This is a genomic window from Marinobacter sp. F4206 (assembly GCF_019392195.1).
Taxonomy (GTDB): domain Bacteria; phylum Pseudomonadota; class Gammaproteobacteria; order Pseudomonadales; family Oleiphilaceae; genus Marinobacter.
Window position 1 is genome coordinate 87,000 of sequence record NZ_JAHXKI010000003.1, and the last position, 24,547, is coordinate 111,546.

General features: G+C 58.6%; 26 protein-coding genes and 1 tRNA gene. 13 read left to right on the top strand and 14 right to left on the bottom strand.

The window, feature by feature from the left end:
• Positions 1 to 14: 14 nt before the first annotated feature.
• From rlmB to alr, 7 genes are all read left to right on the top strand, one after another.
• Entirely contained in the window at positions 15 to 752 is a 738-nt protein-coding gene (rlmB, locus tag KZO34_RS13550; RefSeq protein ID WP_219477386.1) for a 23S rRNA (guanosine(2251)-2'-O)-methyltransferase RlmB, read from the top strand.
• A gap of 241 nt (positions 753 to 993) precedes the next feature.
• The gene (gene rpsF / locus KZO34_RS13555; protein WP_219477387.1) at positions 994 to 1,422 is read left to right on the top strand and encodes a 30S ribosomal protein S6; all 429 of its coding nucleotides are present in this window, start codon (positions 994 to 996) and stop codon (positions 1,420 to 1,422) included.
• A gap of 25 nt (positions 1,423 to 1,447) precedes the next feature.
• A complete protein-coding gene (gene rpsR, locus KZO34_RS13560; RefSeq protein WP_007154918.1) occupies positions 1,448 to 1,678 on the top strand; it encodes a 30S ribosomal protein S18 in 231 nt (76 codons plus the stop codon).
• Positions 1,679 to 1,704: 26 nt separating this feature from the next.
• Positions 1,705 to 2,571 (top strand): YybS family protein, encoded by an 867-nt coding sequence (locus KZO34_RS13565; RefSeq protein WP_219477388.1) that lies wholly within the window; start codon positions 1,705 to 1,707, stop codon positions 2,569 to 2,571.
• Positions 2,572 to 2,590: 19 nt separating this feature from the next.
• Positions 2,591 to 3,037, top strand: coding sequence for a 50S ribosomal protein L9 (rplI, locus tag KZO34_RS13570; protein ID WP_219477389.1), 447 nt, complete (start codon positions 2,591 to 2,593; stop codon positions 3,035 to 3,037).
• A gap of 181 nt (positions 3,038 to 3,218) precedes the next feature.
• Complete coding sequence (gene dnaB / locus KZO34_RS13575; protein WP_219477390.1) at positions 3,219 to 4,625, top strand: replicative DNA helicase; 1,407 nt, start codon at positions 3,219 to 3,221, stop codon at positions 4,623 to 4,625.
• On the top strand, positions 4,625 to 5,701 hold the full coding sequence (gene alr / locus KZO34_RS13580; RefSeq protein ID WP_219477391.1) for an alanine racemase: 1,077 nt from the start codon (positions 4,625 to 4,627) through the stop codon (positions 5,699 to 5,701). Before dnaB ends, alr begins: the two co-directional genes overlap by 1 nt.
• 23 nt (positions 5,702 to 5,724) lie before the next feature.
• On the opposite strand, the gene KZO34_RS13585 is transcribed toward alr, so the two are convergent.
• Complete coding sequence (locus tag KZO34_RS13585; RefSeq protein WP_219477392.1) at positions 5,725 to 6,081, bottom strand: hypothetical protein; 357 nt, start codon at positions 6,079 to 6,081, stop codon at positions 5,725 to 5,727.
• 162 nt (positions 6,082 to 6,243) lie between these two features.
• Between KZO34_RS13585 and KZO34_RS13590 the strand changes: the two genes are divergently transcribed.
• Positions 6,244 to 7,119 (top strand): SDR family oxidoreductase, encoded by an 876-nt coding sequence (locus KZO34_RS13590; protein WP_219477393.1) that lies wholly within the window; start codon positions 6,244 to 6,246, stop codon positions 7,117 to 7,119.
• 17 nt (positions 7,120 to 7,136) lie between these two features.
• Here the strand turns inward: KZO34_RS13590 and fnr are convergent, their stop codons facing one another.
• Together fnr and fabB are read right to left on the bottom strand one after the other, a co-directional pair.
• Positions 7,137 to 7,889: a fumarate/nitrate reduction transcriptional regulator Fnr gene (gene fnr, locus KZO34_RS13595; protein ID WP_219477394.1), complete on the bottom strand. Its 753-nt coding sequence runs from the start codon at positions 7,887 to 7,889 to the stop codon at positions 7,137 to 7,139.
• A 140-nt stretch (positions 7,890 to 8,029) separates the two neighbouring features.
• Positions 8,030 to 9,238 carry a beta-ketoacyl-ACP synthase I gene (gene fabB, locus KZO34_RS13600; RefSeq protein WP_219477395.1) on the bottom strand — a complete coding sequence of 403 codons (1,209 nt, stop codon included), beginning with the start codon at positions 9,236 to 9,238 and terminating at the stop codon, positions 8,030 to 8,032.
• Positions 9,239 to 9,453: 215 nt separating this feature from the next.
• On the opposite strand from fabB, the gene KZO34_RS13605 reads away from it, so the two are divergent.
• On the top strand, positions 9,454 to 9,987 hold the full coding sequence (locus KZO34_RS13605; RefSeq protein WP_219477396.1) for an Mpo1 family 2-hydroxy fatty acid dioxygenase: 534 nt from the start codon (positions 9,454 to 9,456) through the stop codon (positions 9,985 to 9,987).
• Between the two features lie 83 nt (positions 9,988 to 10,070).
• A complete protein-coding gene (locus KZO34_RS13610) occupies positions 10,071 to 10,838 on the top strand; it encodes an AraC family transcriptional regulator (protein WP_219477397.1) in 768 nt (255 codons plus the stop codon).
• On the opposite strand, the gene ylqF is transcribed toward KZO34_RS13610, so the two are convergent.
• Positions 10,795 to 11,727 (bottom strand): ribosome biogenesis GTPase YlqF, encoded by a 933-nt coding sequence (gene ylqF / locus KZO34_RS13615; protein WP_219477398.1) that lies wholly within the window; start codon positions 11,725 to 11,727, stop codon positions 10,795 to 10,797. The genes KZO34_RS13610 and ylqF overlap by 44 nt on opposite strands.
• Positions 11,728 to 11,969: 242 nt before the next feature.
• Between ylqF and KZO34_RS13620 the strand changes: the two genes are divergently transcribed.
• Complete coding sequence (locus tag KZO34_RS13620) at positions 11,970 to 12,422, top strand: Spy/CpxP family protein refolding chaperone (RefSeq protein WP_257900429.1); 453 nt, start codon at positions 11,970 to 11,972, stop codon at positions 12,420 to 12,422.
• Between the two features lie 58 nt (positions 12,423 to 12,480).
• Here the strand turns inward: KZO34_RS13620 and KZO34_RS13625 are convergent, their stop codons facing one another.
• The 4 genes from KZO34_RS13625 to KZO34_RS13640 form a co-directional block, all read right to left on the bottom strand.
• Complete coding sequence (locus tag KZO34_RS13625) at positions 12,481 to 14,976, bottom strand: efflux RND transporter permease subunit (RefSeq protein ID WP_219477399.1); 2,496 nt, start codon at positions 14,974 to 14,976, stop codon at positions 12,481 to 12,483.
• Between the two features lie 86 nt (positions 14,977 to 15,062).
• Positions 15,063 to 16,112, bottom strand: a complete 1,050-nt coding sequence (lipA, locus tag KZO34_RS13630) for a lipoyl synthase (RefSeq protein ID WP_219477400.1) — start codon at positions 16,110 to 16,112, stop codon at positions 15,063 to 15,065.
• A gap of 129 nt (positions 16,113 to 16,241) precedes the next feature.
• Positions 16,242 to 17,519: an O-acetylhomoserine aminocarboxypropyltransferase/cysteine synthase family protein gene (locus tag KZO34_RS13635; protein ID WP_219477401.1), complete on the bottom strand. Its 1,278-nt coding sequence runs from the start codon at positions 17,517 to 17,519 to the stop codon at positions 16,242 to 16,244.
• An 89-nt stretch (positions 17,520 to 17,608) separates the two neighbouring features.
• Positions 17,609 to 18,823, bottom strand: coding sequence for a serine hydrolase domain-containing protein (locus KZO34_RS13640; protein WP_219477402.1), 1,215 nt, complete (start codon positions 18,821 to 18,823; stop codon positions 17,609 to 17,611).
• Positions 18,824 to 18,981: 158 nt separating this feature from the next.
• Here KZO34_RS13640 and KZO34_RS13645 point away from each other — a divergent pair, with 158 nt between their 5' ends.
• Both KZO34_RS13645 and KZO34_RS13650 read left to right on the top strand, forming a co-directional pair.
• Complete coding sequence (locus KZO34_RS13645) at positions 18,982 to 19,314, top strand: DMT family transporter (RefSeq protein WP_219477403.1); 333 nt, start codon at positions 18,982 to 18,984, stop codon at positions 19,312 to 19,314.
• Between the two features lie 75 nt (positions 19,315 to 19,389).
• A complete protein-coding gene (locus tag KZO34_RS13650) occupies positions 19,390 to 20,178 on the top strand; it encodes a transporter substrate-binding domain-containing protein (RefSeq protein WP_257900430.1) in 789 nt (262 codons plus the stop codon).
• A 17-nt stretch (positions 20,179 to 20,195) separates the two neighbouring features.
• Here the strand turns inward: KZO34_RS13650 and KZO34_RS13655 are convergent, their stop codons facing one another.
• The 6 genes from KZO34_RS13655 to KZO34_RS13680 form a co-directional block, all read right to left on the bottom strand.
• The gene (locus tag KZO34_RS13655) at positions 20,196 to 20,615 is read right to left on the bottom strand and encodes a hypothetical protein (protein ID WP_219477404.1); all 420 of its coding nucleotides are present in this window, start codon (positions 20,613 to 20,615) and stop codon (positions 20,196 to 20,198) included.
• Positions 20,616 to 20,791: 176 nt separating this feature from the next.
• A tRNA-Met gene (locus KZO34_RS13660) sits at positions 20,792 to 20,868 on the bottom strand.
• Between the two features lie 91 nt (positions 20,869 to 20,959).
• Positions 20,960 to 22,051 carry a redox-regulated ATPase YchF gene (ychF, locus tag KZO34_RS13665; RefSeq protein ID WP_219477405.1) on the bottom strand — a complete coding sequence of 364 codons (1,092 nt, stop codon included), beginning with the start codon at positions 22,049 to 22,051 and terminating at the stop codon, positions 20,960 to 20,962.
• An 83-nt stretch (positions 22,052 to 22,134) separates the two neighbouring features.
• Positions 22,135 to 22,725: an aminoacyl-tRNA hydrolase gene (pth, locus tag KZO34_RS13670; protein ID WP_219477406.1), complete on the bottom strand. Its 591-nt coding sequence runs from the start codon at positions 22,723 to 22,725 to the stop codon at positions 22,135 to 22,137.
• A 21-nt stretch (positions 22,726 to 22,746) separates the two neighbouring features.
• Positions 22,747 to 23,394 carry a 50S ribosomal protein L25/general stress protein Ctc gene (locus tag KZO34_RS13675; RefSeq protein ID WP_219477407.1) on the bottom strand — a complete coding sequence of 216 codons (648 nt, stop codon included), beginning with the start codon at positions 23,392 to 23,394 and terminating at the stop codon, positions 22,747 to 22,749.
• A gap of 166 nt (positions 23,395 to 23,560) precedes the next feature.
• Complete coding sequence (locus tag KZO34_RS13680; protein WP_219477408.1) at positions 23,561 to 24,511, bottom strand: ribose-phosphate pyrophosphokinase; 951 nt, start codon at positions 24,509 to 24,511, stop codon at positions 23,561 to 23,563.
• Positions 24,512 to 24,547 lie beyond the last annotated feature (36 nt).

The following is a 24,547-nucleotide window of genomic DNA, read 5'->3' on the forward strand; positions in this document are numbered from 1 at the left end:
AGGAAACAGAGCCAGTGTCTGGAGAGTTTGTGTTTGGTTGGCACGCGGTTGAGGCGGTTCTCAAGCGTGAGCCCGAGAGGTTGCAGCGGGTCTGGATCCAGACCGGTCGGCAGGATAAGCGGGTCAAAAGCATCACCGATGCGCTTGATGGACTGGGCGTTCGCTGGAAGGTGGTTCATCGCAAGGAGCTGGATGAGCGGGTTTCCGGCGTTCATCAGGGCATCGTGGCAGCCGTCAGCGAGAGTCGTGAATGGACGGAAGACGATTTGCTGGCCCAGCTTGCCGGCAGCGACAAGCCGCCGTTTCTGTTGGTGCTGGACGGCGTCACCGATCCTCACAATCTGGGCGCGTGCATGCGCACCGCAGATGCGGTAGGGGTTCAGGCGGTGGTCGTTCCGAAGGACAAATCGGCCTCCCTGACACCCGTGGCACGAAAGGTGGCGTGTGGTGCCGCCGAGACCGTGCCTTTTGTTCGCGTGACCAATCTCGCCCGTTTTCTGAGAACCCTCAAGGATCAGGGTGTCTGGTTGATTGGTACCGCCGGTGAGGCTGATGCCACGCTTTTTCAGGCCGATTTCAAGGGGGCGGTGGCCCTGGTGATGGGAGCCGAAGGGAAAGGGATGCGTCGTCTGACCCGGGAGCATTGTGATCAGCTCATCAACATTCCCATGCTGGGGCACGTAGACAGCCTCAACGTTTCGGTGGCTACGGGTGTTTGCCTATACGAAGCCCTGCGCCAGCGCGCTGGTTAACCCTTGCACATAACCGCTTCGCCGCCTAGAATACGTCACCCCTTTTCCAAGGGGCAGTTTTGTATTGTCTGAATTTTGGGCATGCGGAACAGCGCTTTTGATCAAGCCTTTCTCGTAAAGCCTTATTGATAAAGCAAAAAAACGGCAGCTCAGGCTGTCACCTCCTTGCTTTCACGTTTAACCGTTTGGGCCTAGAGTCCGACGATTGAAAAGAAAGCTGTTTAAACCGTAGGGAGAACTCATGCGTCACTACGAAATCGTTTTCATGGTACACCCGGATCAGAGCGAGCAGGTGCCCGCGATGATCGAGCGTTATACCAGCGTCATCACTGAAGATGGCGGTCAGGTACATCGCCTTGAAGATTGGGGCCGTCGTCATCTGGCATATCCGATCAATAAGATTCACAAGGCTCACTACGTGCTGATGAACGTTGAATGTTCACAGGCCGCGATGGACGAGCTGACTCACAACTTCCGGTTCAACGACGCCATCATCCGTGACCTGATTCTGCGTCGCGACGAGGCCGTTACCGATCTGTCTCCGATGAAAGCCGCCGAGTCCCGTGAGGACCGTCGTTCTGGTGGAGATGACCGTCCGCGCCGTTCAGCTGAATCTGATGACCGTCAAAACGACCGTCAGAAAGCTGAAACTCAGGACGAAGAAGAGTAATTAACCGGAGTTGAGGAGTTAAGTTATGGCTCGTTTTTTCAGACGTCGTAAGTTCTGCCGCTTCACGGCAGAGGGTGTTAAGGAGATCGATTACAAGGATCTGGACACCCTGAAAGGCTACATCACTGAAACCGGCAAAATCGTGCCCAGCCGCATCACCGGCACCAAAGCACGTTATCAGCGTCAGCTGGCTACCGCTATCAAGCGTGCCCGCTACCTGGCACTGCTGCCGTACTCGGACAGCCACGATAACTAAGTAACAGATAAACAGGACTTGGGACCATGCGTGCACTTGCACAGTATGTAATGCGCGGTCCCCTGCAGGCCAGCGGGGTAGCAGCAGTCACGACTGCCATACCTTTGTTGTTCTGGATTGGCGCTGCGGTTGTCGGCCTGGTGATTCTCAGGCTCGGCATCACTCAGGGGCTGAATATCGGCCTCTGGGCATTGCTTCCGGCGCTCGGCTGGAGCTGGTTCGGGCAAGACCCGACAGCCCTGGCGGTGCTGCTTCAGGTGATGTTGATGGCGTCAGTGCTCAGAACAACGCTGTCCTGGGAGAGAGCCCTTCTCGGAGGGAGCTTTCTGGCGATTGTCACGGGTCTTATGTTGCCCGTGATCTACCCGGGTCTGCTGGACGAATTGGTCCAGGCCGGGGTGAGCTTTTACGAACAGTACAATGCCGATGTGGCCCAGACCCTCGGGGGAGAACTCGAGAAGGTCATTCGGGACACGATGAATGCCAGTATGGCGGGTACCTATTTCGCCACTGGTATCGGCATGACGATGCTGGCCAGGGCATGGCAGGCGGGGCTCTACAACCCCGGCGGGTTCCGCAAGGAGTTCCATGCCCTGAGACTGTCGCCCGCCGTTGCGGTGGCGTGCGTGGTCATCATGGTGGTCGGTCCGTTACTCGGACTCAACTCCATGCTGCTGGTATGGGTGGCGGGTACGCCCCTGTTCCTGGCGAGTCTGGCCCTGGTGCATGGCCTCGTCGGACGTAAAAAGCTGAGTGGGCAGTGGCTGGTGCTGTTCTACATTGCACTGGTGCTGTTGGGCCCAAGTCTGATGATTCTGTTAGTGGTTCTGGCTTTTGTGGATAGCTGGCTGGATATCCGGGGGCGTATAAAACCTGCCGGGCCGGCTGAATAAGCACGAAGAGGTTAACGAGATGGAAGTTATTCTGCTCGAGAAAGTTGCAAACCTTGGATCCCTGGGTGACAAGGTAAAGGTCAAGGCCGGTTACGGTCGTAATTTCCTGCTTCCGTATGGCAAGGCGGTTCCTGCCACTGAAGTGAATCTGAAGGCGTTCGAAGAGCGTCGTGCCGAGCTTGAAAAAGCGGCTGCCGAGAAGCTGGCTGCTGCCCAGGCTCGCGCCGAAGCTCTGGAAGGTTCGTCTTTCACCATCAGCTCCAAGGCTGGTGACGAAGGCAAGCTGTTCGGTTCGATCGGTGTTCGTGACATCGCAGACGCGATCACCACCGGTGGTACTGAAGTCGAGAAGAGCGAAGTTCGTCTGCCCGAAGGTCCGCTGCGCGTGACCGGCGAGTATGACATCGAGCTGCAGCTGCACTCTGACGTAGAAGTGACTGTCAAGCTGGCGATTGTTGCAGAGTAATCTGGAGCAACGCTCAGCCAGGTCGGGGTAACCCGGCCGCGCTTGACTGAACGGGCCCGAACCGGAGACGGTTTCGGGCCCGTTGCTTTCTGGTATTCTTAGCTTTTTGTAAGCCTTCTCCCATTCCTGAAGCGTTCCCCGTAAACTGTGTGCTTCGTGGTATCCAGCTGAAGACGTTGTTATGGCCAAGCCTAATCTGAAATCCGCCAATACTGATCTTGAAACCAGTCGCATCAAGGTGCCCCCGCATTCCGTCGAGGCAGAGCAGGCGGTACTCGGTGGTCTGATGCTGGACAATCGCCGGTTCGACGAGATTTCGGAAATCATTTCCGCTGCCGACTTCTACCGGCAGGATCACCGGCTGATTTTCGGAGCGGTGGAGCGGCTGGCCAGTGAAAGTGAGCCTCTGGATGTCGTGACGCTGGCGGAATTTCTGGAACGCGCTGGCGACATCGAAGATGCCGGCGGGTTGTCCTACCTCGCCGAGCTGGCGGAGAAAACACCCGGTGCCGCCAATATCAAGGCGTACGCAGACATCGTCCGCGAGCGGTCGATCCTGCGCCAGCTGGTGGAGGTGTCCGGTAAAATCTCTGATTCGGCGTTTAATCCCCAGGGGCGCAACAGTAACGAGATCCTCGACGAGGCCGAGCGCAATGTATTCCAGATTGCCGAATCCCGCGTCAAGGAAGGTTCCGGGCCTCAGGCCATCAACCCAATCCTGACCAAGGCTCTGAGCCGGATCGAGGAGCTGTTTGAATCCGGGGAACAGACCACGGGTCTGACCACCGGCTTCCGGGATCTGGATGACCAGACGTCCGGTATGCAGCCGGCCGACCTGATCATCGTGGCGGGGCGGCCCTCCATGGGTAAGACCACCTTCGCCATGAACATCGTGGAGAATGCGCTGATCAGTACCGGCACTCCGATTCTGGTCTTCAGTATGGAAATGCCCGCCGATGCCCTGGCCATGCGTATGCTGTCCTCCCTGGGCCGGATCGACCAGACCAAGGTTAGGGGTGGCAAGCTTGAAGAAGACGACTGGCCGCGCCTGACCTCGGCAGTAAGCCTGCTCAAGGACAAGCCTCTGTATATTGATGACACGCCGGGCCTGAGCCCCACGGAAATGCGCTCGCGGGCACGGCGGATTGCCCGGGAGAATGACGGCAAGATTGGTCTGATCATGGTCGACTACCTTCAGCTCATGCGGGTGCCGGGCAACACCGAGGGCCGGACGGCGGAGATTTCCGAAATATCCCGGTCCCTGAAGGGCATTGCCAAGGAACTGAGCTGCCCCGTAGTGGCTCTGTCCCAGCTGAACCGGAGCCTTGAGCAACGGCCCAACAAGCGCCCGGTAAACTCCGACCTGCGGGAATCCGGTGCGATTGAGCAGGATGCGGACGTCATCATGTTCGTTTACCGGGACGAGGTCTATAACGAGGACACGCCGGACAAGGGCATTGCCGAAATCATCATCGGTAAGCAGCGGAACGGGCCCATCGGTACCACTCGGCTGGCCTTTATCGGCAAATACACCAAGTTTGAAGATCTTGCGCACGGTGATTACGGCGATTACGGTGGTGATTACTGATGCCCCGCAGTACCGTTGCCCGTATTGATCTGAAGGCGTTACGCGAGAACTACCGGCTGGCTTCCGAGCTTGCCAGCCCGGCGCTGGCCATGGCGGTGGTCAAGGCAGATGGTTATGGCCACGGTATTGTTCCGGTGGCGCAAGCCCTGGCGAATGATGCCCCCAAATACGCGGTCGCCTGTCTGGGGGAGGCTCTCGCCATTCGCGATGCCGGACTGCGGCAGCCGGTGGTGATGTTGCAGGGGGTTCACGCCCCTGAGGATATTGAGCTGTGCGCCAGGCAGGGGTTTGAGCCGGTTTTGCATAGCCGTCATCAGGTTGATTGGCTGGCGCAGACAGAGGCGCGGCCGACCTTCTGGGTCAAGGTCAATACCGGAATGAACCGTCTCGGATTCCTGCCCGGCGAGCTGTCGGAGTTGATGGCGAAGCTTGATGCCATCGGCGCACGATCTGGTCTTCAGGGCTTTGTAACGCACTTTGCCTGCGCCGATGACCGTGACAGCCCAATGACGGCCGAGCAGACCGCACGGTTTGAGCAAGCGACGGCGCCTTGGCCGGAACTCATGCGCAGTGTTGGTAATTCCGCGGCCCACTTTATTCCTGGCCAGCCGCTGTTTGACTGGAGCCGCCCCGGCATCATGCTGTATGGCGGATCGCCTCTGGTGGGCAAGACCGGTCCTGAGTTGGGGCTGAAGCCCGTGATGTCGCTTGAGGCGCCCCTGATCACAACCCGTACCGTGCGGGCGGGCGAGACCGTGGGGTATGGTGCCGGCTTCGTGGTGGAACATGACACCCGCATGGGTATGGTCGCCGTCGGGTACGGGGATGGCTATCCCCGACACGCCGGCACCGACACGCCGGCGGCGGTGAATGGCCGGCGCATCCGGTTGATCGGTCGGGTCTCGATGGACATGCTCGCGGTGGATCTGAGTAACGCCCCGGAGGCCAGAGAAGGCGATCAGGTTGAGTTGTGGGGTCAAACCGTGGGTGTCGACGAAGTGGCCAGATGTGCCGGGACCATCTCCTACGAGCTGCTGACCGGTATCACGGCGCGGGTACCGAGGGACTACCGGTAAGCAGTTCTGCGTGCCAGGTCGGTTCAGCTCGGCTCGGGCTCGTGAATGATTTCGTCGATGAAGTCGAGAATGGCCGCCAGGCTCCTGTCGTCCAGTTTTTTCAAGACCTTGTGAACCACCATTTTACTGCCTTTAAGCATGCTGCTGATGCCCATTCGGGCCATCCCCATCATCATGTTGCTGGCATTCAGGCGGCGAAGGGGCTCAAGGAAAAAGAAATCCAGTCCGGCCTCGGTCAGCTCCACGATGAGCTCGAACAGTTGATCAATGGCCTCCCGGTCGGCTTTGCCCCGGTCCCGGAGCTGGTCAACGGTGTAAAGGGCACGGGTGCGAAGTTCGTCGGGAATTGGCGCCACGATGTGGCTCTGATGTTTTAGCATGGTGGTTCCTGTTGTTCTATGCGCCTGAAAGAAAAGGCAAGGAGTTAAACTGTCGGCGTTTTCTGTTGGCTGTTATTGTAGGGACCGGTGAGTGTAAGCCATTGGCCTGACCGGTCCGGGACGTCCGTCATATCAGTGAGATTCTGGAGGTATTGAACCCCCGTGCATGTGCTTGTCGTTCATGATTATGGCCCATTGGGAAAGTTGGTGCTGGAGCGTTTGCGTGAGACGCCCCTGCAGGTCAGCCCGTTGCTGGTCAGTGACCCCGCCAGTGCGGATCTCAATGCGCTCGAGAACTGGATTCCCGAAGACACTGATCTGATCGTTAATGCCCTTTGGCTGTCGGATCCGGAAGTCGCCCAGAACGATCCGGAAGACACCCACAAGGCCGCCTTTTCCCTGCCTATTGCCATAGCCGAGTACGCCGGCGAGCGTGGTATGGCCCTGTTCCAGCTTTCTTCCTGCTACGTATTCGATGGCCGCAAGCAAAGCGGGTACATAACCTCGAATCCCGGCCAACCAGTCAACGAGCTTGGAAACTGGCAGTGGGAGTGTGAGCAGGCCCTGCGCACACTTCTGCCGAGGCACATCATTCTGCGCACGGGCTGGAGCCTTTCACGTTTCATTCGCAAGGTGCAGGCAAGCACAGCGGCCGGAGAGACGCTCTCATTGCCGGGACGCTGCCGTGGGCAACCGGTCGCGGCCCGCGATCTGGCGCGGGTAATGACCGCCGTGATCCAGCAGATCGATTGCGGTGCCGAAGTCTGGGGCACCTATCAGTATGCGGGCGCGGAAGAGATCAACCTGTACGAGTTAGGTCTGGCAATCGCGGGCTTGCCGGGTATTCCGGAAGGGATCCGAGTGGTGGATGAGGTGCCGGATTGGGGCCATCTTGAGCCACTCAACACGACATTGATCTGTACCAAGATCCGAAACACCTTTGGTATCAAACAGCAGCCCTGGCGTTCGGGGCTCAGGGATGAGCTGGAGATGCTGAAGGTTTCGAGTGGACGGGGTGTGAAAGCGCCGGCCGAATAGCCGGCGTATAAGGTGCCTTACTGGTCGCGCTGTCGGGAGAACTCCCGGGTGACCATCTGCAGTGCTTCCACATCCAGCAGCTCGACCTCGCGCCCGCGGGCCTTGATGATGCCCTGATTCTGGAAGCGGGTGAAAACCCGGCTGACCGTTTCCACGGCCAGGCCAAGGAAATTCGCGATATCGTTGCGCGCCATCGGCAAGCTGAAGTTGGTGCCGGACATGCGTCTGCGCTGGAATCGGCTGGAAAGGGACAGCAGCAAGGCCGCAATCCGTTCCTCAGCGGTATTCTTGCTCAACAGCATGGCGAGCTGATGGCTGTTTTGGATTTCCTGGCTCATCAGGTGGTACATGTGATGCTGCAGGTCCGGTAGCTTGCCGGTCAGTTCCTCAAGTTTTTCAACAGGGAATTCGCATACGCTGGTTCGCTCCAACGCTTTGGCTGTGCAGGCATAGCTCTCGCTGCTCATGCTGTCCAGGCCGATCAGTTCTCCCGGCATGAAAAAACCGGTGACCTGTTCCTCTCCACCCTCGGTAATAATCGAGGTTTTCACCGAGCCGCTACGCACCGCGAAGCAGGAACGAAAGGGCGTGCTCTGATCAAAGATATGCTCACCGCGATTGAAAATGCGACCTTGCTGGACAATGTCCTCCAGCCTGTCGAGATCGTTTTCTTCGATCGCCAACGGCAGGCACAGATTGCTCAGGCTACACTGGTGGCATGAGGCTTTGAGGGGAGAAGACGCCTGACGGAGTCGGATTGCTTGGGCCATATCAGGTGAACCGTCCGAATTGATGCATGTCAAAACGCACTTTAATACGCAAGGGCGAATTTGCCAATGGTAAAACCGATGGCTATGAGTATATACCATTTATTGAAAAGCGGGCCCCAGGGCCCGCAAATCCGTCCGATTTAAAGCTTCTCGAACACCAGTGAGGCGTTGGTGCCTCCGAAGCCAAAGCTGTTGGACATCACGGTCGACAGGTCGGCCTGCCGCGATTCCGGGCCCACCAGGGGCATGTTGCTGATCTTCTCATCCACATCCTTCAGGTTTGCGGTTCCGGCGATAAACCCGTTCTGCAACATCAGGAGTGAATAGATGGCCTCATGCACGCCGGCAGCTCCCAGAGAGTGGCCGGACAGGGACTTGGTCGACGAAATAGCAGGGATGTCATCGCCAAAGGTATTTCTTACCGCCCCCATTTCCGCCACATCGCCCACGGGTGTACTGGTCCCGTGGGCATTTATGTACTGCACCTTACCACGAATTGTCGCCATGGCCTGGTCCATACACCGCTGGGCGCCCTCGCCGGAGGGGGCGACCATGTCATACCCGTCCGACGTAGCGCCGTAACCGGTCAGTTCGGCAATAATGTTGGCGCCTCGTTTCCTGGCGTGTTCCAGCTCCTCCAGCACGACCATACCGCCGCCGCCGGCAATGACGAAGCCATCGCGACCGGTGTCGAACGGGCGCGATGCGGTCTCCGGGGCATCGTTATACTTGGTCGACAGGGCACCCATGGCGTCGAACATCATGGTCAGGCTCCAGTCTTCCTCTTCTCCGCCGCCGGCGAACACGATGTCCTGCTTGCCAGCCTGGATCTGCTCCATGGCGTGACCAATGCAGTGTGCGCTGGTGGCGCAGGCCGAGGACATGGAATAGTTCACGCCCCGGATTTTGTAGGCCGTAGCGAGGCAGGCCGATACTGTGCTGGTCATAATACGCGGCACCATGTAGGGCCCGATCCGCTTGACGCCTTTCTCCCGCATGATGTCCGTGGCTTCGACCTGGCTTGAGCAGGAGGCTCCGCCGGAGCCTGCGATAAGGCCGGTGCGGTCGTTGGAAATCAGATCTTCAGTCAGACCGGCCTGGGCGATGGCCTGCTCCATGGACAGGTAGCTGTACATGGCGGATGGCCCCATGAATCGACGCACCTTGCGATCAATGACCGAGGTGTCCACGTCCGGGGAGCCGGAAATCTGGCTACGAAACCCCATTTCCCGGTAGGTGTCGTTGAAACGAATGCCGGATTTGCCATGCTTCAGGCTGTCCGTTACCTCGTCCAGGGAGTTTCCGAGGCAGGAAACAATGCCCATACCAGTGACGACAACGCGTCTCATACATTCCTCCTTTGTGACCCGCCAGAAACGGCGAGATCAAGCGATCAATGACGTTATGACCAGTTTAGGCTCTTTGCCGTGGCGGGGATATTTGACCTTGGTACGGGGCGAAGACGCCCGATTGAAATTGCCGGATAACAGCCGTTACGTACAAGGCCCGGCGTAGGGAGCCTGATATAGTGACAATAATCAAGACAACAATAAGGGAGAAGCCTGTGCGATCATTACCTCAGTTTTTGAGCGACTACGGCGAGAGCCACCAGAATTCATTCAATCAGTGGGTGCACATTGTTTGTGTGCCGGCCATCGTATTTTCCACCCTGGGTCTGCTCTGGCTGATTCCGATCGGCTCCTGGCTGGGGCTAACGGGCGCGACCGGAGAGTGGGTGAATGGCGCAACCTTGCTGGCGGTGCTGTCCGCCATTGTCTACCTGCGGTTGTCGTTTGGCGTTTTTGTGTTGATGGCGGTCTGGTTTGCCGTTTCAGCCTGGATCATCCAGAGCGTGATTGCCGCCGGCTGGTCCCTGTTTTGGACCAGTCTTGTGGTCTGGCTAGCGGCCTGGGCGCTGCAGGTCTACGGCCATAAGGTTGAAGGAAAAAAGCCGTCGTTTGTGGAAGATCTGGTGTTTCTGCTGATCGGGCCCATTTTCGTCAGCATCGAGTTTGCCGCCAAGCTGGGAGTTCCCGTGCCTCATGCCCAAGGTGGGCATGGCAAGGGCCCGCATGACGGGCAGATTCCGGGGCACTGATCCCACCCTCCTACCAGGTGCTGGCGAAAACGCTGACCTGAGGTATGCTTTGGGCACCAGAAAGACTCACTAACCGGCCCGATATGCAGCATTCGCCCAACGGCACCCTGTTTCTCTGGCCCGATCACTGGCAGGTGATCGGGCACCTCATGCCTAACCGACCGCACCGCCACATCAGTGCGTCCTGGCTCGTTGGCCTTGATGGCCCGTTCCGGCTGCAGGTGGCTGGACAGTGGCGATCAACGTCGGCGGCTCTGGTGGCACCGGATGTCGAGCAATCACTGGATCCCGGCAACACCCGGATGTGGTGCGCGCAGCTGGATCCGGACAGTGACATCTGGCGCTCCTTACAGCCGCTCCTGGGGGGCGGGCAATCGGTGGATATTACTCTGCCGGAGAACACCATGCCGTTTCCGGAGTCCGAGAGCTGTCAGACGGTCTGTCAGGCTATGTCGACGGCAGTAGAGCGCCTTGGCGGCTCGCCGGAGCCTTTAGACCCACGGGTCCGGAGAGTCTGCGACTGCCTTCGTGCAGAGTTGCCCGAGAAGGTGGATGTGCAGGGGCTGGGAGCGGTGGTCGGGCTGTCGTCGTCGCGACTCAGTCATTTGTTCCGGCAGCAGGTTGGAGTGCCCTTGCGGCGGTTCCTGCTGCACTTGAAGATGAACCGTGTACTGGCTCACTGGAAGCCGGGAAAATCCATGTCCGAGTTGGCAACGGAGGCCGGGTTCTACGATCAGCCCCATTTCGTCCGGACGGCCCGGGGCATGTTTGATGCCCTGCCGTCCGAGTATGTGAGCACTGGTTGGTTCAGGGTTTGCCGTTGCGGCCTTTCTTCTTCCCCTTCGCCTTAACTTCTTCCCGGGCGGCTTTCTCGGCGGCAGCCTGAGCGGCTTCCTCTGCCTCCTTTTCAACCATTTCCGGGGTTTCCAGTGAAATGCGCCCGAGGGTACCGGCCCGGAATTCGTTGAGCAGCACCTCCGACACCTTGTGCAGGTCCGGAATACCGCCACGGCCAAAGAACCGCCGTTTGGCTGCAATTTCGTCCATCAGTCCCAGGCCGTCGGCGGGTAGCTGATCCAGGCTATAGCGCGCTTTTACCAGGTCCGGATAGGCCTCCCGGAGGTAGTCCGCCTCAAACAGGGCGACATCCTCGAAATCGAGAACCGAGCTGCGAATGGCGCCGGTGACCGCCAGTCGGTAGCCGCAGGCCTCTGGTGACAGTTTGGGCCAGAGAAAACCGGGGGTGTCGTACAGCAGGATGTTGTCCGGGAGTTTGATTGCCTGCTGGGCCCGGGTCACCGCCGGTTCGTTACCGGTTTTGGCGGCAGGCCGTCCAGCCAGGGTGTTGATGATTGTGGATTTCCCGACGTTGGGAATGCCCAGAATCATCACCCGCAGGGCGCTTTTCTGGCGGTCATGGTCCGGCGTCATTTCCTCAGCCAGCTTCAGGATCCCCAGTGCCTCACTGCGCTGGTTGTGGGTCAGCGTTATGGTGCGCACGCCCCGTTCCTGCTCCAGCCAGGCCTGCCATTGCCCGGTTATCTCCGGATCGGCGAGGTCACGTTTGTTGAGTACCTTGATCAGAGGCTTGTCGCCACGCAGGGCCGGCACCAGCGGATTTTCGCTGCTGAATGGAATACGCGCATCCAGTACCTCAATAATGAGGTCCATCTGGGGCATGACCTGTTTGATCTCCTTGCGGGCCTTGTGCATGTGCCCTGGAAACCAGTTAATCGCCATCTTGTGTACTCCGCTGGTCGTTGGTCGGCGCCATTATGAAGGGGAATGACTAAATTTTCACATTTGTTTAGAGCCGCGTGTGTGGCGGGTTGAGGGCCCACAAAGTGAGAAGTATGTATAAAAAGGAGGGGCATCGGGGTGAAAAACGGCACCATGATGTTTTAGGGTGTACGACTTGAATGACGAAACCAATGCAAAGCGGTGGTGTCTCAGTAGTGGCCACCCTGTCAACGGAGAACTTTATGAAGCTCGCAAAATTGTTTGGAACCGCCCTTGTTGCTGTGAGCCTGTCAGCACCGGCGTTGGCGCAGCAAGCCACTGGCGGCCAGCCGGATCAGGTGGACCAACTGGCGCAAATGGTCGGTCTGTCTGACGATCAGCAGACTGAGATCCGCGGCATCATCGACGAGATGCAGGGCCAGATCGGCGAACTCCGTCAGGAAGCGCGTGCGCTTCAGCAACAGATGCAGTCCGAGATCAAACCGGATTATGACGAAGATTCCATTCGTGAAAATGCGGAAGAGCTGGGCGACCTGACCGGTGAGATTGCGGCGCTTTCCACCCTGATGCAGGCGAAAGTGGACAGTGTCTTCACCGAGGAGCAGCGTGCCACCCTGGACAAGCGCATGCAGCAGATGCAGCAGCAAATGCAGCAACAGCGCCAGATGATGCAGCAGCAAGGTCAGGGCCAGTAATCCCTCCCTTGCTTCAAGCGTAAAAAAGGCCGCATCTCAGGATGCGGCCTTTTTTGTTTCAGGCGTTGGCGCCCGGGCCAAAAGGTTTCACCATGACAATCAGTCGGGGCAGTAGAGTCAGGGCCCCCAGCAGGGCCATGAACATGGCAAAGCCGGTGAACAGACCGAAGTAGATGGTCGGGATGAAGTTGGATAACACCAGTATGGAAAATCCCGCAATGATGGTCAGGGACGTGTAGAACATGGCCCGGCCGATGCTGCGATGGCACCGGTGCATGGTGGCGAGGTAGTCACCATCTTTCTTGAATTCGGTCTGGAACCGATGCAGGTAGTGGATGGTGTCATCCACGGCGATGCCGACTGTAATCGCCGCCACGGTAATGGTCATCATGTCCAGTGGAATGCCAAGCCATCCCATAAGGCCCAGTACGGATCCCGCGGCGATCACGTTCGGAGCAATGCCGATCAGTGCCAGCTTGAACGAACGGAATAGCAACAGAAACATAGCCATGATCGCCAGGAATACCGCGCCGATGGTCTTGATCTGGGAATCGAACAGGCTTTGGAGCATGTTGTTGTACATGACGGTCATGCCCGCAAAAAGAATCTGGTCCTGATCGTAGTCGAGCTCCGTGGTCAGGTGGGTTCGGATCCGGTCAAGCAGAGCCTGGCGGCGCAGCTCGGGCATGGTCTCGAGGATCCGGATACTGAAACGGGCCTGATCGTGCTCTTCCGAGATGTACGGGGTCAGCAGTACGTCCTGGAGATCATCCGGTACCGCGGCCGGAACAAAGGCCAGTTCCAGGGCGTCGAGCCGCTCGCCCTGATTGATTAGCGCCAGTATGTCCAGAGTCGATGTGATGGAGAGGACCTTGCCGGTTTCCGGCAGGCTATCGAGGTAATTGTGCACCTGCTCCAGCCTCTGCATTTTCTGGTAGGTGTACCAGGTGTCACGGTATTCCTCGCCACCGCCGCAATCTTCCACGAACGGATCACAGCTGCTGGCAAACGGGTCGCTGTCCGCATTGGCGTTTTCCGGTGGCGGGTCATCGGTAATGACGATGTCCAGCGGGGTGGTGCCACCGAGCCGGTCGTCGATGGTGATCATGCCCTGATAGATTTCGGTGGATGACTTGAAGTAGTCGATAAAGCTGTTTTCCACCGTCAGCTTGCTTATGCCAATCGCGCACAGCACGGCAATGACCGCCGACCCCACCAGAACGGTTTTGCCAAAGTGCTCCGTGAAGCGGGCGAAAGCGTCGGTAAACGGAATCCGGTTTGACAGCACACGTTTGTCCAGTGGTGGCGGCATCAGGCGGAGCAGGGCGGGGAAGATGATGAAGGTGATCAGAAACGCCACGGTAAGCCCGAGCGTCATCATCCAGCCGAAGTCGATCACCGGCCGGATGCCACTGAAGGTCAGCGAACCGAACGCCACAATGGTGGTCACCGCCATGTAGAAACAGGGCTTGATCATGGCCATCACGGTCTTGCGCAGCGAGTCCTTTGGGTCCGCCTCTGGTTCGTCGTGCTGGAATTCCCGGTAACGGACAATCAGGTGAATGGTCAGAGACAGGGTCATGATCAGCAACAGCGCAATGAAGTTCGCGGAGATGACCGTCACCGGCCACTGGGCCCAGCCCAGGAAACCAATCATCAACCACACGGTAAAGCCGCAGCACAGTGTTGGAATCAACACCCAGCGCCACTGGCGGAAGATCATCGCGAGGGTAAGCAGCAGGAACGCCAGTACGCCCAGACCGAATGTCGACAGGTCGTTCTGGATAAAGCGAATCATGTCCGAGACGATCATCGGAACCCCACCGAGATGAATCTCGGCCCGGTCCCGGTACTTGTCCAGGATGCCACGCACGGTGTCGATGGTGGCATCGCGCTTCTGGCCCAGGTTCTCGGTGTAATCGATGAAGGCCTGCCTGGCCATTTCCAGCTGCCACAGTTCTGCGTCAGACGCCTTGCCGGCCGCGGCCTTGTCGCGGAGCCGATTGCGTTCCCTGAGCAGTTCAAAGTAGCGCTCCGGTGTCGGCAGGTTGACCTGAATGGCGGTCGTCCCCGCGTCCTCGCTGATCAGCAGGTTGGGGTAGAGCGGGTTGTTCAGGAGCGCTTGCCGGGCGGTTTGCGGCGGCACGTCGTTGGCATCCAGGGTCTTGATTTCGCTGTCGACGGTGTCCAGGGTCAGGTCGGGGCTGTGCAGCAGGGGCACATTCAGAATGCTGTTGGTGGATCCGACCGCATCGAGTGCCTGCAACTCGTCCCTGAGGTCGCGCAGGTGGGCGAGCCCCATTTCCGAGAACAGTTCGTTCTCCGGGGTGTAGGTCACGATCAGGAAATCGTCGGAGGTGGTGAAGCGGCGGTTCACCTCCCGGTATTGTTCCAGGGAACGGTCATTTTCCAGAACCAGGGATTCCGCCGAAGCGTCCAGCCGGAATTCGCCGAATTTCACCGCGGCCAAGGCCAGCAACAGGCCGAAAACGGTCAGGACAACAACGGGGTGGGGAAGGATCAGGCGATCATACAGCGCGCGAAACCGGGTCATGAAGCAACAACTCTGCTAAAAAACGAGTGCAGAGTGTGCCACAAACTTCCTTGAACTGTGAGTTCTGAGAAAAACGGCCGGCCGTTTCAGTCCACCGCTTTGACCGGAATCTGCATGGCGTTAGTCGCCTCCGGCACCTCCGGTACGGCAAGACCAAGATTGTTCTGGTCGAACACCTTGTCTGCGCGGTAGCTGGAGCGAACCATCGGGCCGGAAGGGACTTCCATGAAGCCTTTCTCCAGGCCGATTTCCCGGTAGCGGTTGAACTCTTCCGGCGTCACATACCGTTCCACCGGCAGGTGATTGGGTGTCGGGCGCAGGTACTGGCCGAGGGTCAGAATATCCACGCCGATGGCTCGTAAATCTTCCATCGTCTCCAGGATTTCCTCTTCGGTCTCGCCCAGACCCAGCATCAGGCTGGTTTTGGTAAGTACGTCGGGCCGATGCTGCTTGGCGTGTTCCAGGACGCTCAGGGTCTTCTCGTAACCGGCACGGGGGTCCCGCACTCGGCTGGTGAGGCGTTTCACCGTTTCGACGTTCTGGGCAAAGACATCCAGGCCCGAGTCCACCACTTTTTCCACATGGGGCATGACGGCATCGAAATCCGGCGTCAGGGCCTCCACGGCCACTTCCGGGGTCCGCCGCTTGATAGCCGACACGCAGGCGGCGTAATGATCCGCGCCACCGTCGTCAAGGTCGTCCCGGTCAACCGAGGTCAGTACGATGTAGCGCAGCCCCATGAGTTCGACGGACTTGGCGGTGTTTTCCGGTTCTTCGTGATCTAGCCAGCCCTTGGGGTTGCCCGTATCTACTGCGCAAAATTTGCAGGCCCGAGTGCAGACCGAGCCCATGACCATGATGGTCGCGGTACCGGCGGTCCAGCACTCACCAATATTGGGGCAGTGGGATTCCTGGCAGACCGTGCTCAGGCGGTGTTCGCTGACATTTTTGCGCACCGCTTCGTAGCGTTCGCCACCGGGCATGCGCGCCCGCAGCCATTTTGGCTTGCGCTCCATGGGCCTCGCGTCCGCATTCTCGCTTGAGCTGCGCTTGATGCCATCCTTGATGGCGGAAAAACCGTGCTCATTGCGGAATTTGGAACCACTGGTAATGCGGGATTTTGCGCTGTCGCTCATTGCAACGGGACTCTCATAAAAGGCTTGGTCAGCATTTAAGAGTAATGGCCGGGAAGGGGAGTTACAAGGCAGGTACGGGCAATCACGGGGATACCGGGCACGACATTGGTCGTACCCGGTGGAGGGCGATCAGGCGGTCGCTGCGTCCAGCGCCTGGGTGATGTCGGCAATCAGGTCGTCCACGTGCTCGATGCCGATCGACAAACGCACCAGGTCCTCGCTCACGCCGGCGCTCTTGAGCTCGTCCGGATTCAGCTGGCGATGGGTGGTGGACGCCGGGTGGCAGGCCAGGGATTTGGCATCGCCTATGTTCACCAGCCGGTAGATCAGTTGCAGTGCGTCGATGAACTTCGCGCCGGCCTCAAGGCCGCCCTTGATCCCGAAGCTCAGGATGCCAGAGGCCTTGCCGCCGCAGATTTTTTCGCAGGTGGCCTTGTAAGGGCTGTCGGCCAGGGCCGCGTAATTCACCCATTCAACCGCAGGGTGCTCCTGCAGGAAGCTGGCGACCTTCTCGGCGTTCTCGCAGTGACGCTCCATCCGCAGTGAGAGGGTCTCAAGGCCTTGCATGATCAGGAACGCGTTAAACGGTGCCAGAGCGGCGCCGGTGTTGCGCAGTGGAACGACCCGGCAGCGACCGATAAAGGCGGCGGGGCCCAGGGCTTCCGTATACACCACGCCGTGGTAGGACGGGTCCGGTTCATTGAGCATCGGGAACTTGTCGGCGCTGGCCTTCCAGTCGAACTTGCCGGAATCCACCACGATGCCGGCGACAGTGGTGCCGTGGCCGCCAATGTACTTGGTCAGCGAGTGAACCACGATGTCAGCACCGTGTTCGATCGGCCGGCACAGGAACGGCGTTGCCACCGTATTATCGACGATCAGCGGGATGCCGTGCTTGTGGGCAATGTCGGCCCAGCGCTGGATATCGACCACGTTGCCCGCCGGGTTGCCGATGGATTCGCAGAACAGCGCCCGGGTCTGGTCATCAATGGCCTTCTCGACCGCATTGAAGTCATCGTGGGGCACCATGCGGCAGTCGATGCCCTGGTTGGGCAGCGAGTGGGCGAACAGGTTGTAGGTGCCGCCATACAGCTGGCTGGTGCTGACAATGTTGTTGCCGACCTTGCAGATGGTCTGCAGGGCATAGGTGATGGCCGCCATTCCGGATGCCAGCGCCAAGGCGCCCACCCCGCCTTCGAGTTGTGCCATCCGCTCCTCAAGCACACCGTTGGTCGGGTTCATGATGCGAGTGTAGATGTTGCCCTGTACCTTCAGATCGAACAGATCGGCACCGTGCTGGGTGTCGTCGAAGGTGTAGGAGGTGGTCTGGTAGATCGGCGTGGTGGCCGCGTGGGTGGTCGGGTCTCCGCTGAAGCCCGCGTGTAATGCCAGTGTCTCGAGTTTCATCGCAACTTCCTTGCTATAGGGTCATTGGTGTTGTTGGTTTGGAAAATCAGTATGCCACAGAGTTCGAAACGGGAGGATCCGTGCCAAGGTCAGACCAGCGCGCCGTGCACCATGGCCCGCAATTCCTGACGGACCGGGTACGAGGATGAGGGTATCAGTTGGGTCATGAAAATGACGACCATGTCCTCCTCCGGATCCACGAAAAAGTTGGTGCTGGCCAGCCCGCCCCAGCCGTACTCGCCCACCGAGCCGTTGGTATGGGATTTGGCAACGTCCGTCTTGACCGAAAAGCCCAGTCCGAAACCGTTGCCCTCATAAGGTGTCTCGCTGAACGCGCCGATTGAGAGGGCTGGCAGGTCCTGGTTGCCGGGTAGGTGATTGCTGCGCATGAACTCGAGGGTTTTGCGCCCGATGATGCGCTGGCCCTGGTATTCGCCGCCCCGGCACAACGCCTGGGCGAAGCGGTGGTAGTCATCCACCGTGGACACCAGTCCCCCACCTCCGGACAGGAACCCCGGGCTCCGCAGGTAGCGGGATCGCTCCGGGTCGTCCTGCAGTTTCATGGTGTCGACCGGCTGGTACAGGTAACAGGCGGCGAAGCGTTGCCGTTTTTCCTTCGGAACCTGAAAGCCGGTATCGGTCATGCCCAGGGGGGAAAAGATATGGTCGCGGAAGTACTCATCCAGGGGCTGGCCTGACAGCACCTGTACCAGATAGCCGATCACATCGGTTGAAACCGAGTAGTTCCAGGCGGTTCCCGGTGAAAACTCCAGGGGCAGCTCCGCCAGTCGGTCAATCAGCTTGTCCAGTGTCAGGCTGCCACTGCCATCCAGTTTCAGGTGTCGATATGCGGCGTCGACATCGGTTCGCTCCAGAAAGCCATAAGTCAGACCGGACATATGAGTAAGCAGGTCCCGAATGGTCATGGTGGTGACGGCGGGCTCAGTCTGGAAGTCCGGCCAGGAACCGGCTTTGTACACGGAAAGGTTTTTCCACGCCGGAATGTATTTGTGGACCGGGTCGTCCAGCAGAAAACGGCCCTGCTCGTACAGCTGCATCATGGCAATGGAGGTGACCGGTTTGGTCATGGAATAGATTCGGAAAATGGTGTCACGCCGAGCCGGTTTGTTGCGCTCCACGTCCATCAGTCCCTGGGCGCTGGTCCAGACCACTTCCCCGTGCCGCGCCACCAGGGTAACAGCCCCGGGAATCTTGCCGGGCCGAATGTAGTTCTCGTCAAGATGGCGGGTAATACGTTCCAGTCGGTCAATCGACAGGCCGGCGACGGTGGTGGTGTAGGACATAAAAAGCTCCTCTGAGTAAAACGGGAGCTTATGTCATTCTGACGGCCGCGAGAAGAGGGCATTTATTGCGCGCAAACCTGACCCTTCGGTATCTACGGTTCATTTTTTGGAAACGGCCAAGCACAATGGCCCGCCTTGATTTGAGGAGGTTGTTTGCAATGATGAACTGGGTATTTCTGGCGCTGGCGATTGTTGCGGAAGTGGTGGCGACGTCCTCGCTGAAGGCGAGTGAGGGGTTCACCCGGCTGATGCCGTCGGTGATTGTGATTTTCGGCTACGGCGTGGCGTTTTATCTGTTGGGGCTGGCATTGAGAACCATCCCGGTCGGCACGGCGTATGCAATTTGGGCAGGGCTTGGCATAGTGCTCGTGGCGGCTGCAGGCTGGCTCGTGTTTGGCCAAAAACTGGACGCCTGGGGTGTCGTCGGCATGGCCCTGATCGTCTCTGGGGTGTTCGTTTTGAACGTACTGTCCCGGGCAGGCGCCCACTGAAACGGAATCCAGCGTGGGTGTACTCACGATAAACTGGTGCTTGGGGCCAGAGCAATGGGGTAGGTCACCGGATTGATGAACCTTTACAAGGTGCTGTCCGTCGTCTTCTGCGGGTCTTTATTGATGGCCTTCGCCGAACTCAGTCTGGCCGAGCGGATTCGCATTCTGGCGCCCGATTTACCCGGAACGTTCGAGGAGGGCGGTTTCGGAAGGGATGCGGAGACCGTACGGGAGGTGTTAGCGCATTGCGGCCACGACGCGGAATTTGTGATCCAGCCCTTTGGTCGGCATATCGTCACGTATCGCAATTCTGACCGGGCCGATGCCGTAATGACTGTGCCCCTGGGCATGCAGTTGTCCGGTCATTCCACCGCGGCCTATATCTGGTATCAGAACGGTGCCGTGTATGATGCGAACCGGATCTCTCGGATTTCCGGACTGGCCGATCTTTGGGGTCTGGATGTAGTGACCTTCAAGGATGGTATCCGGTTGCTCGAGTTGGAGGACTATCGATCCAGATTTCGCACCTTGTCCGAGATTGCAAATCAGAGAATCCATTCTCACCTTCTGTTTCTGGGACGGGTGGATGCAGTCCTCGCCGACGGTTTGATCGTGGCGGAAGTGAATCGCCGGCTCCTGACTTCGGAATCCGGGGTTGCGGAGCATTCTCAGTTGCCCAAGGTTCGATTTGCCCCCATTTTCCATCCGTCCCCCTACAAAATGGTGTTCCGAAAGCCGCCTTTGGCTGCAGAGTTTGATAAGTGCTACGACGAGGCCTACGCCGCCGGCGTGGTGAGCGAGATTGATGAAAAATACATTGGCAGGTATCAGGCTGAGCTCGGTTACCGGTATCTGGGGTTCTGAGTGGTTCAGGCAGGATTTCAGCGCTCTTCTGTGATCATCTTCGCCATCGTCAGGTAGGTGGTGTGTGCGGCCACGAGAACGGCGCCGGTGATTGCGGCATTGACCAGGCCAATCTTGAGAATCCAGGCACCGCACGCGGCGAAGGCAAGAAAAAGCACCAGCTCAAAACCGGCATAGCCCATTGCTTTCTGGAACAGGGCCGCCTGCTGTTTCTCGGATTTCTCCTCCCGATCAGGTAGGTCATCTCCCCACCGCCTCTCGTAGACCATCGTCCAGACCCTGGAAATAGCGATAGCCGAAACGGCAAAAAGGAAAGCCAGATCTGCATTGATTTCATGAAAGACCATTACCCCGGTGCCAACCAACAGAATGGCCGCCAAGTCTAATGGCAGCGTCACTATGATTTCTTCAGCATCCCGGAACATAACACCATCCAACTTGAATCCCCTGTCAGCGAATTCTGGTCTGTTCACCGGAAATCATCGTTGATGCACGTCAACTTCAAACTCTCGATAAAGGGGCGGCATCGGCAGCGGAATGGTCGGCGAGGGAAAGGGGAGGGGCAAGGCACGAAAAAAGGGCCACGACGTGAATCGTGGCCCTTTTCGAATCTTGGTAGCAAGGGGCGGAGTCGAACCGCCGACCCCAGCATTATGAGTGCTGTGCTCTAACCAACTGAGCTACCTTGCCATTTCGCTCTGGGCTTCGCCCCAAACGAGGCGCGTATTTTCAGTATTTGGGCTCACCCTGTCAAGGCTTCGAGCCCATTTTTTCTGAAAACTTAAACGTTGAACCGGAAGTGGATAACGTCGCCATCCTTAACGATGTAGTCCTTGCCTTCCAGACGCCATTTGCCGGCATCCTTGGCCCCGGCTTCGCCGTTGTACTGGACGTAGTCGTCGTAGCTGACCACTTCGGCACGAATGAAGCCGCGTTCGAAGTCGGTGTGGATCACACCGGCCGCCTGAGGGGCCGTAGCGCCGATTTTTACGGTCCAGGCGCGTACTTCCTTCACGCCGGCGGTAAAGTAGGTCTGCAGGCCCAGGAGGCCGTAGCCGGCGCGAATCACGCGGTCCAGGCCGGGCTCTTCCATGCCCATTTCATCCAGGAACATGGCCTTCTCATCGTCTTCCAGTTCGGAAATCTCGGCTTCCAGCTTGTTGCAGATCGGCACCACCACGGCGTTCTCGGATTCGGCGATTTCCCGCACGGTGTCCAGATGCGGATTGTTCTCGAAGCCGTCCTCGTTCACGTTCGCAATGTACATGGTCGGCTTGACGGTGAGCAGGCACAATTCGCGCACCAGGGTCATCTGGTCTTTGTCCAGATTCATGCTGCGCACAGGCTTGCCCTCGTTCAGAACGGGCAACAGCTTTTCGAACATTTCCAGCTGGGCCTTTGCTTCCTTGTCGCCGCTCTTGGCAACGCGTTGCACACGCTTGATCGCCTTTTCTACGGTGTCGAGGTCGGCCAGGGCCAGCTCGGTGTTGATAACGTCGATGTCCGAGGCGGGATCGACCTTGTTGGCGACGTGGATTACGTTGCCGTCTTCGAAGCAGCGGACAACGTGGGCGATGGCGTCGGTCTGGCGGATGTTGGCCAGGAACTGGTTGCCCAGGCCTTCACCCTTGGAGGCGCCGGCGACCAGACCGGCAATGTCCACGAACTCCATGGTCGTGGGCACTACACGCTCGGGTTTGACGATGTCGGCCAGCTTGGTCAGGCGAGGGTCGGGCATGGCCACCACACCGGCGTTCGGCTCAATGGTGCAGAACGGGAAGTTTTCCGCGCCAATACCGGACTTGGTCAATGCGTTGAACAGGGTGGATTTGCCGACGTTGGGAAGGCCGACGATGCCGCAGTTAAATCCCATGGAATGCCTCTGCTGGTACTGAAAAAATGTGGGCGGATTATACCGGTGTCTGCCGGCGGGTGCGAGTAAGGGGAAGTGCCCCCTCAGGGCGCAGGTTTGAAGCTGTGCAGGCGGTTCATGGCGGCGGCCAGTTTGCCGCTGGCGGCATCCGGTAGCACCCGCATGACTTCGTCGAATACTGCGTTGAGTTCTTCGGTTTCCTTCTTGCCGAGCCGGCCTAAAACAAAACCGGTCACCTTTCGGCTGTCTCCGGGATGGCCGATGCCCAAACGCAGGCGTTGGAAGTCTCTGGTGCCCAGATGGGCAATGGTGTCCCGAAGACCATTATGGCCGCCGTGGCCGCCGCCTTTCTTGAGCTTGGCGGTGCCGGGGGGGAGGTCGAGCTCGTCGTGCGCAACCAGGATCTGTTCGGGAGCAATCTTGAAGAAGTCCGCCAGAGCCTTGATGGACAGGCCGCTGCGGTTCATGAACGTGGAGGGATTCAGCAGGTGCAGGTCGAGGCCGTGCAGCTGAATGCGGGCGTACAGCCCGTGGTACTTCTTTTCGGGACGGAGCGTCTGGCCCGCATGGCGGGCCAGAGCTTCGACGAACAGGGCGCCGGCATTGTGGCGGGTATTCTCGTAGTCGGGGCCGGGATTACCCAGACCGACCACCATGACAATATCCTGTGCCATTCACCATTGCCCCCGGAGTGCTTACTCCTTCTCTTCGCCGCCTTCTTCGCCTTCTTCACCTTCTTCCGCGTCATCGGTCTTGGCACCGCGCGGCTTGTGAATAGCGACAACCGGCAGATCGTGATCTTCGCCTTGCAGCAGGGCGGCAACACGAACACCTTCCGGCAGTTTGAGGTCGCTCAGGTGAACCACCTGATCCATTTCAACGGAAGTCATGTCGACTTCGATGAACTCAGGCAGGTTCTGCGGCAGACAGATCACTTCCACTTCGTTGATCTGGTGGTTGGCAACGCCGCCGTGCAGCTTGATGGCCGGTGCGGTTTCTTCGTTCACGAAGTGCAGCGGTACGTTGACGTGGATCTCGTGATCCTTGTCGACGCGCAGGAAGTCAGCGTGCGTCAGGATAGGCTTGTACGGGTGACGCTGCAGATCCTTCAGGATCACGCTTTCTTTCTTGCCGTTCAGCTCAACGGTCAGAACGTGAGAGAAGAACGCTTCGTTCTCCAGAGCCTTCTTCAGCTCGTTGTGCCAGATGGCGATCGGAGTAGCATCCTTGTTGCCACCATAGATGATGGCCGGGATTTTCCGTTCCTCACGACGCAGGCGGCGGCTCGCACCTCTCCCCTGATCGTCGCGAGGAAATGCTTCGATAACAAATTCCTGAGACATGGTAGTAACCTCAATCGTCACCTGAACTGCCCGCGACCAGGCGTTGGATCAGGTGATGTTTCTGAAAAGCCGGATTTTTCCGACCGACTAAAAGAGTCGGGAGCCTGATTAGGCTCCCGACCCGGTAACTGCTTGTTGTGCCTGGTAACTAAAGCTCTAAGCCTGTTCAGGCATTGTCGAACATGGCGCTGATCGACTCCTCGTTACTGACGCGGCGGATGGACTCTGCCATCAGGCCGGCCATTCCGAGGACGCGGATTCTATCACAATTCTTCGCTTTGTCACTCACCGGAATGGTGTCGCAGACCACGAGCTCATCCAGCTGTGAGGCGTTGATATTGTCGATCGCCGGACCAGAAAGCACCGGGTGGGTGATGTATGCCACCACGCGTGCCGCGCCATGCTCTTTAAGCGCGTTGGCCGCCTTGCACAGGGTGCCGGCGGTATCAATGATGTCGTCGACCAGAATGCAGGTCTTGTCTTTCACGTCGCCAATAATGTGCATAACCTGGGACACGTTGGCCTTCGGGCGGCGCTTGTCGATGATGGCCAGGTCGGCATCGTCCAGCTTCTTGGCGACGGCACGGGCGCGAACAACGCCGCCGACATCGGGGGAAACGACGATAAAGTTTTCGAAGCGCTGCTTTTCGATGTCTTCGAGCATCACCGGGGTGGCGTAGATGTTGTCCACCGGAATGTCGAAGAAGCCCTGGATTTGGTCGGCGTGCAGGTCAACGGTCAGGACTCGGTCCACGCCGATGCTGGAGATCATGTCTGCCACGACCTTGGCGCTGATGGCGACCCGTGTTGAGCGTACCCGACGATCCTGGCGCGCGTATCCGTAGTAGGGGATAACGGCGGTGACACGTGTCGCGGAGGCACGGCGAAGTGCGTCGGCCATCACGATCAGTTCCATCAGGTTATCGTTCGTGGGGTAGCAGGTCGGCTGGATGATGAAGACATCATGGCCGCGAACATTCTCATTGATCTCAACGGTGGTTTCACCGTCGCTGAAGCGGCCTACGGTGGCCTGACCCATGGGAATGTGGAGTTTCTGCGCGATGGCTTTGGCAAGCTCGGGGTTGGCATTGCCAGCGAAAATCATCAGTTTGGACACGACGGCATCCTTCTCAGTATCGGCGTTTGATTCAGA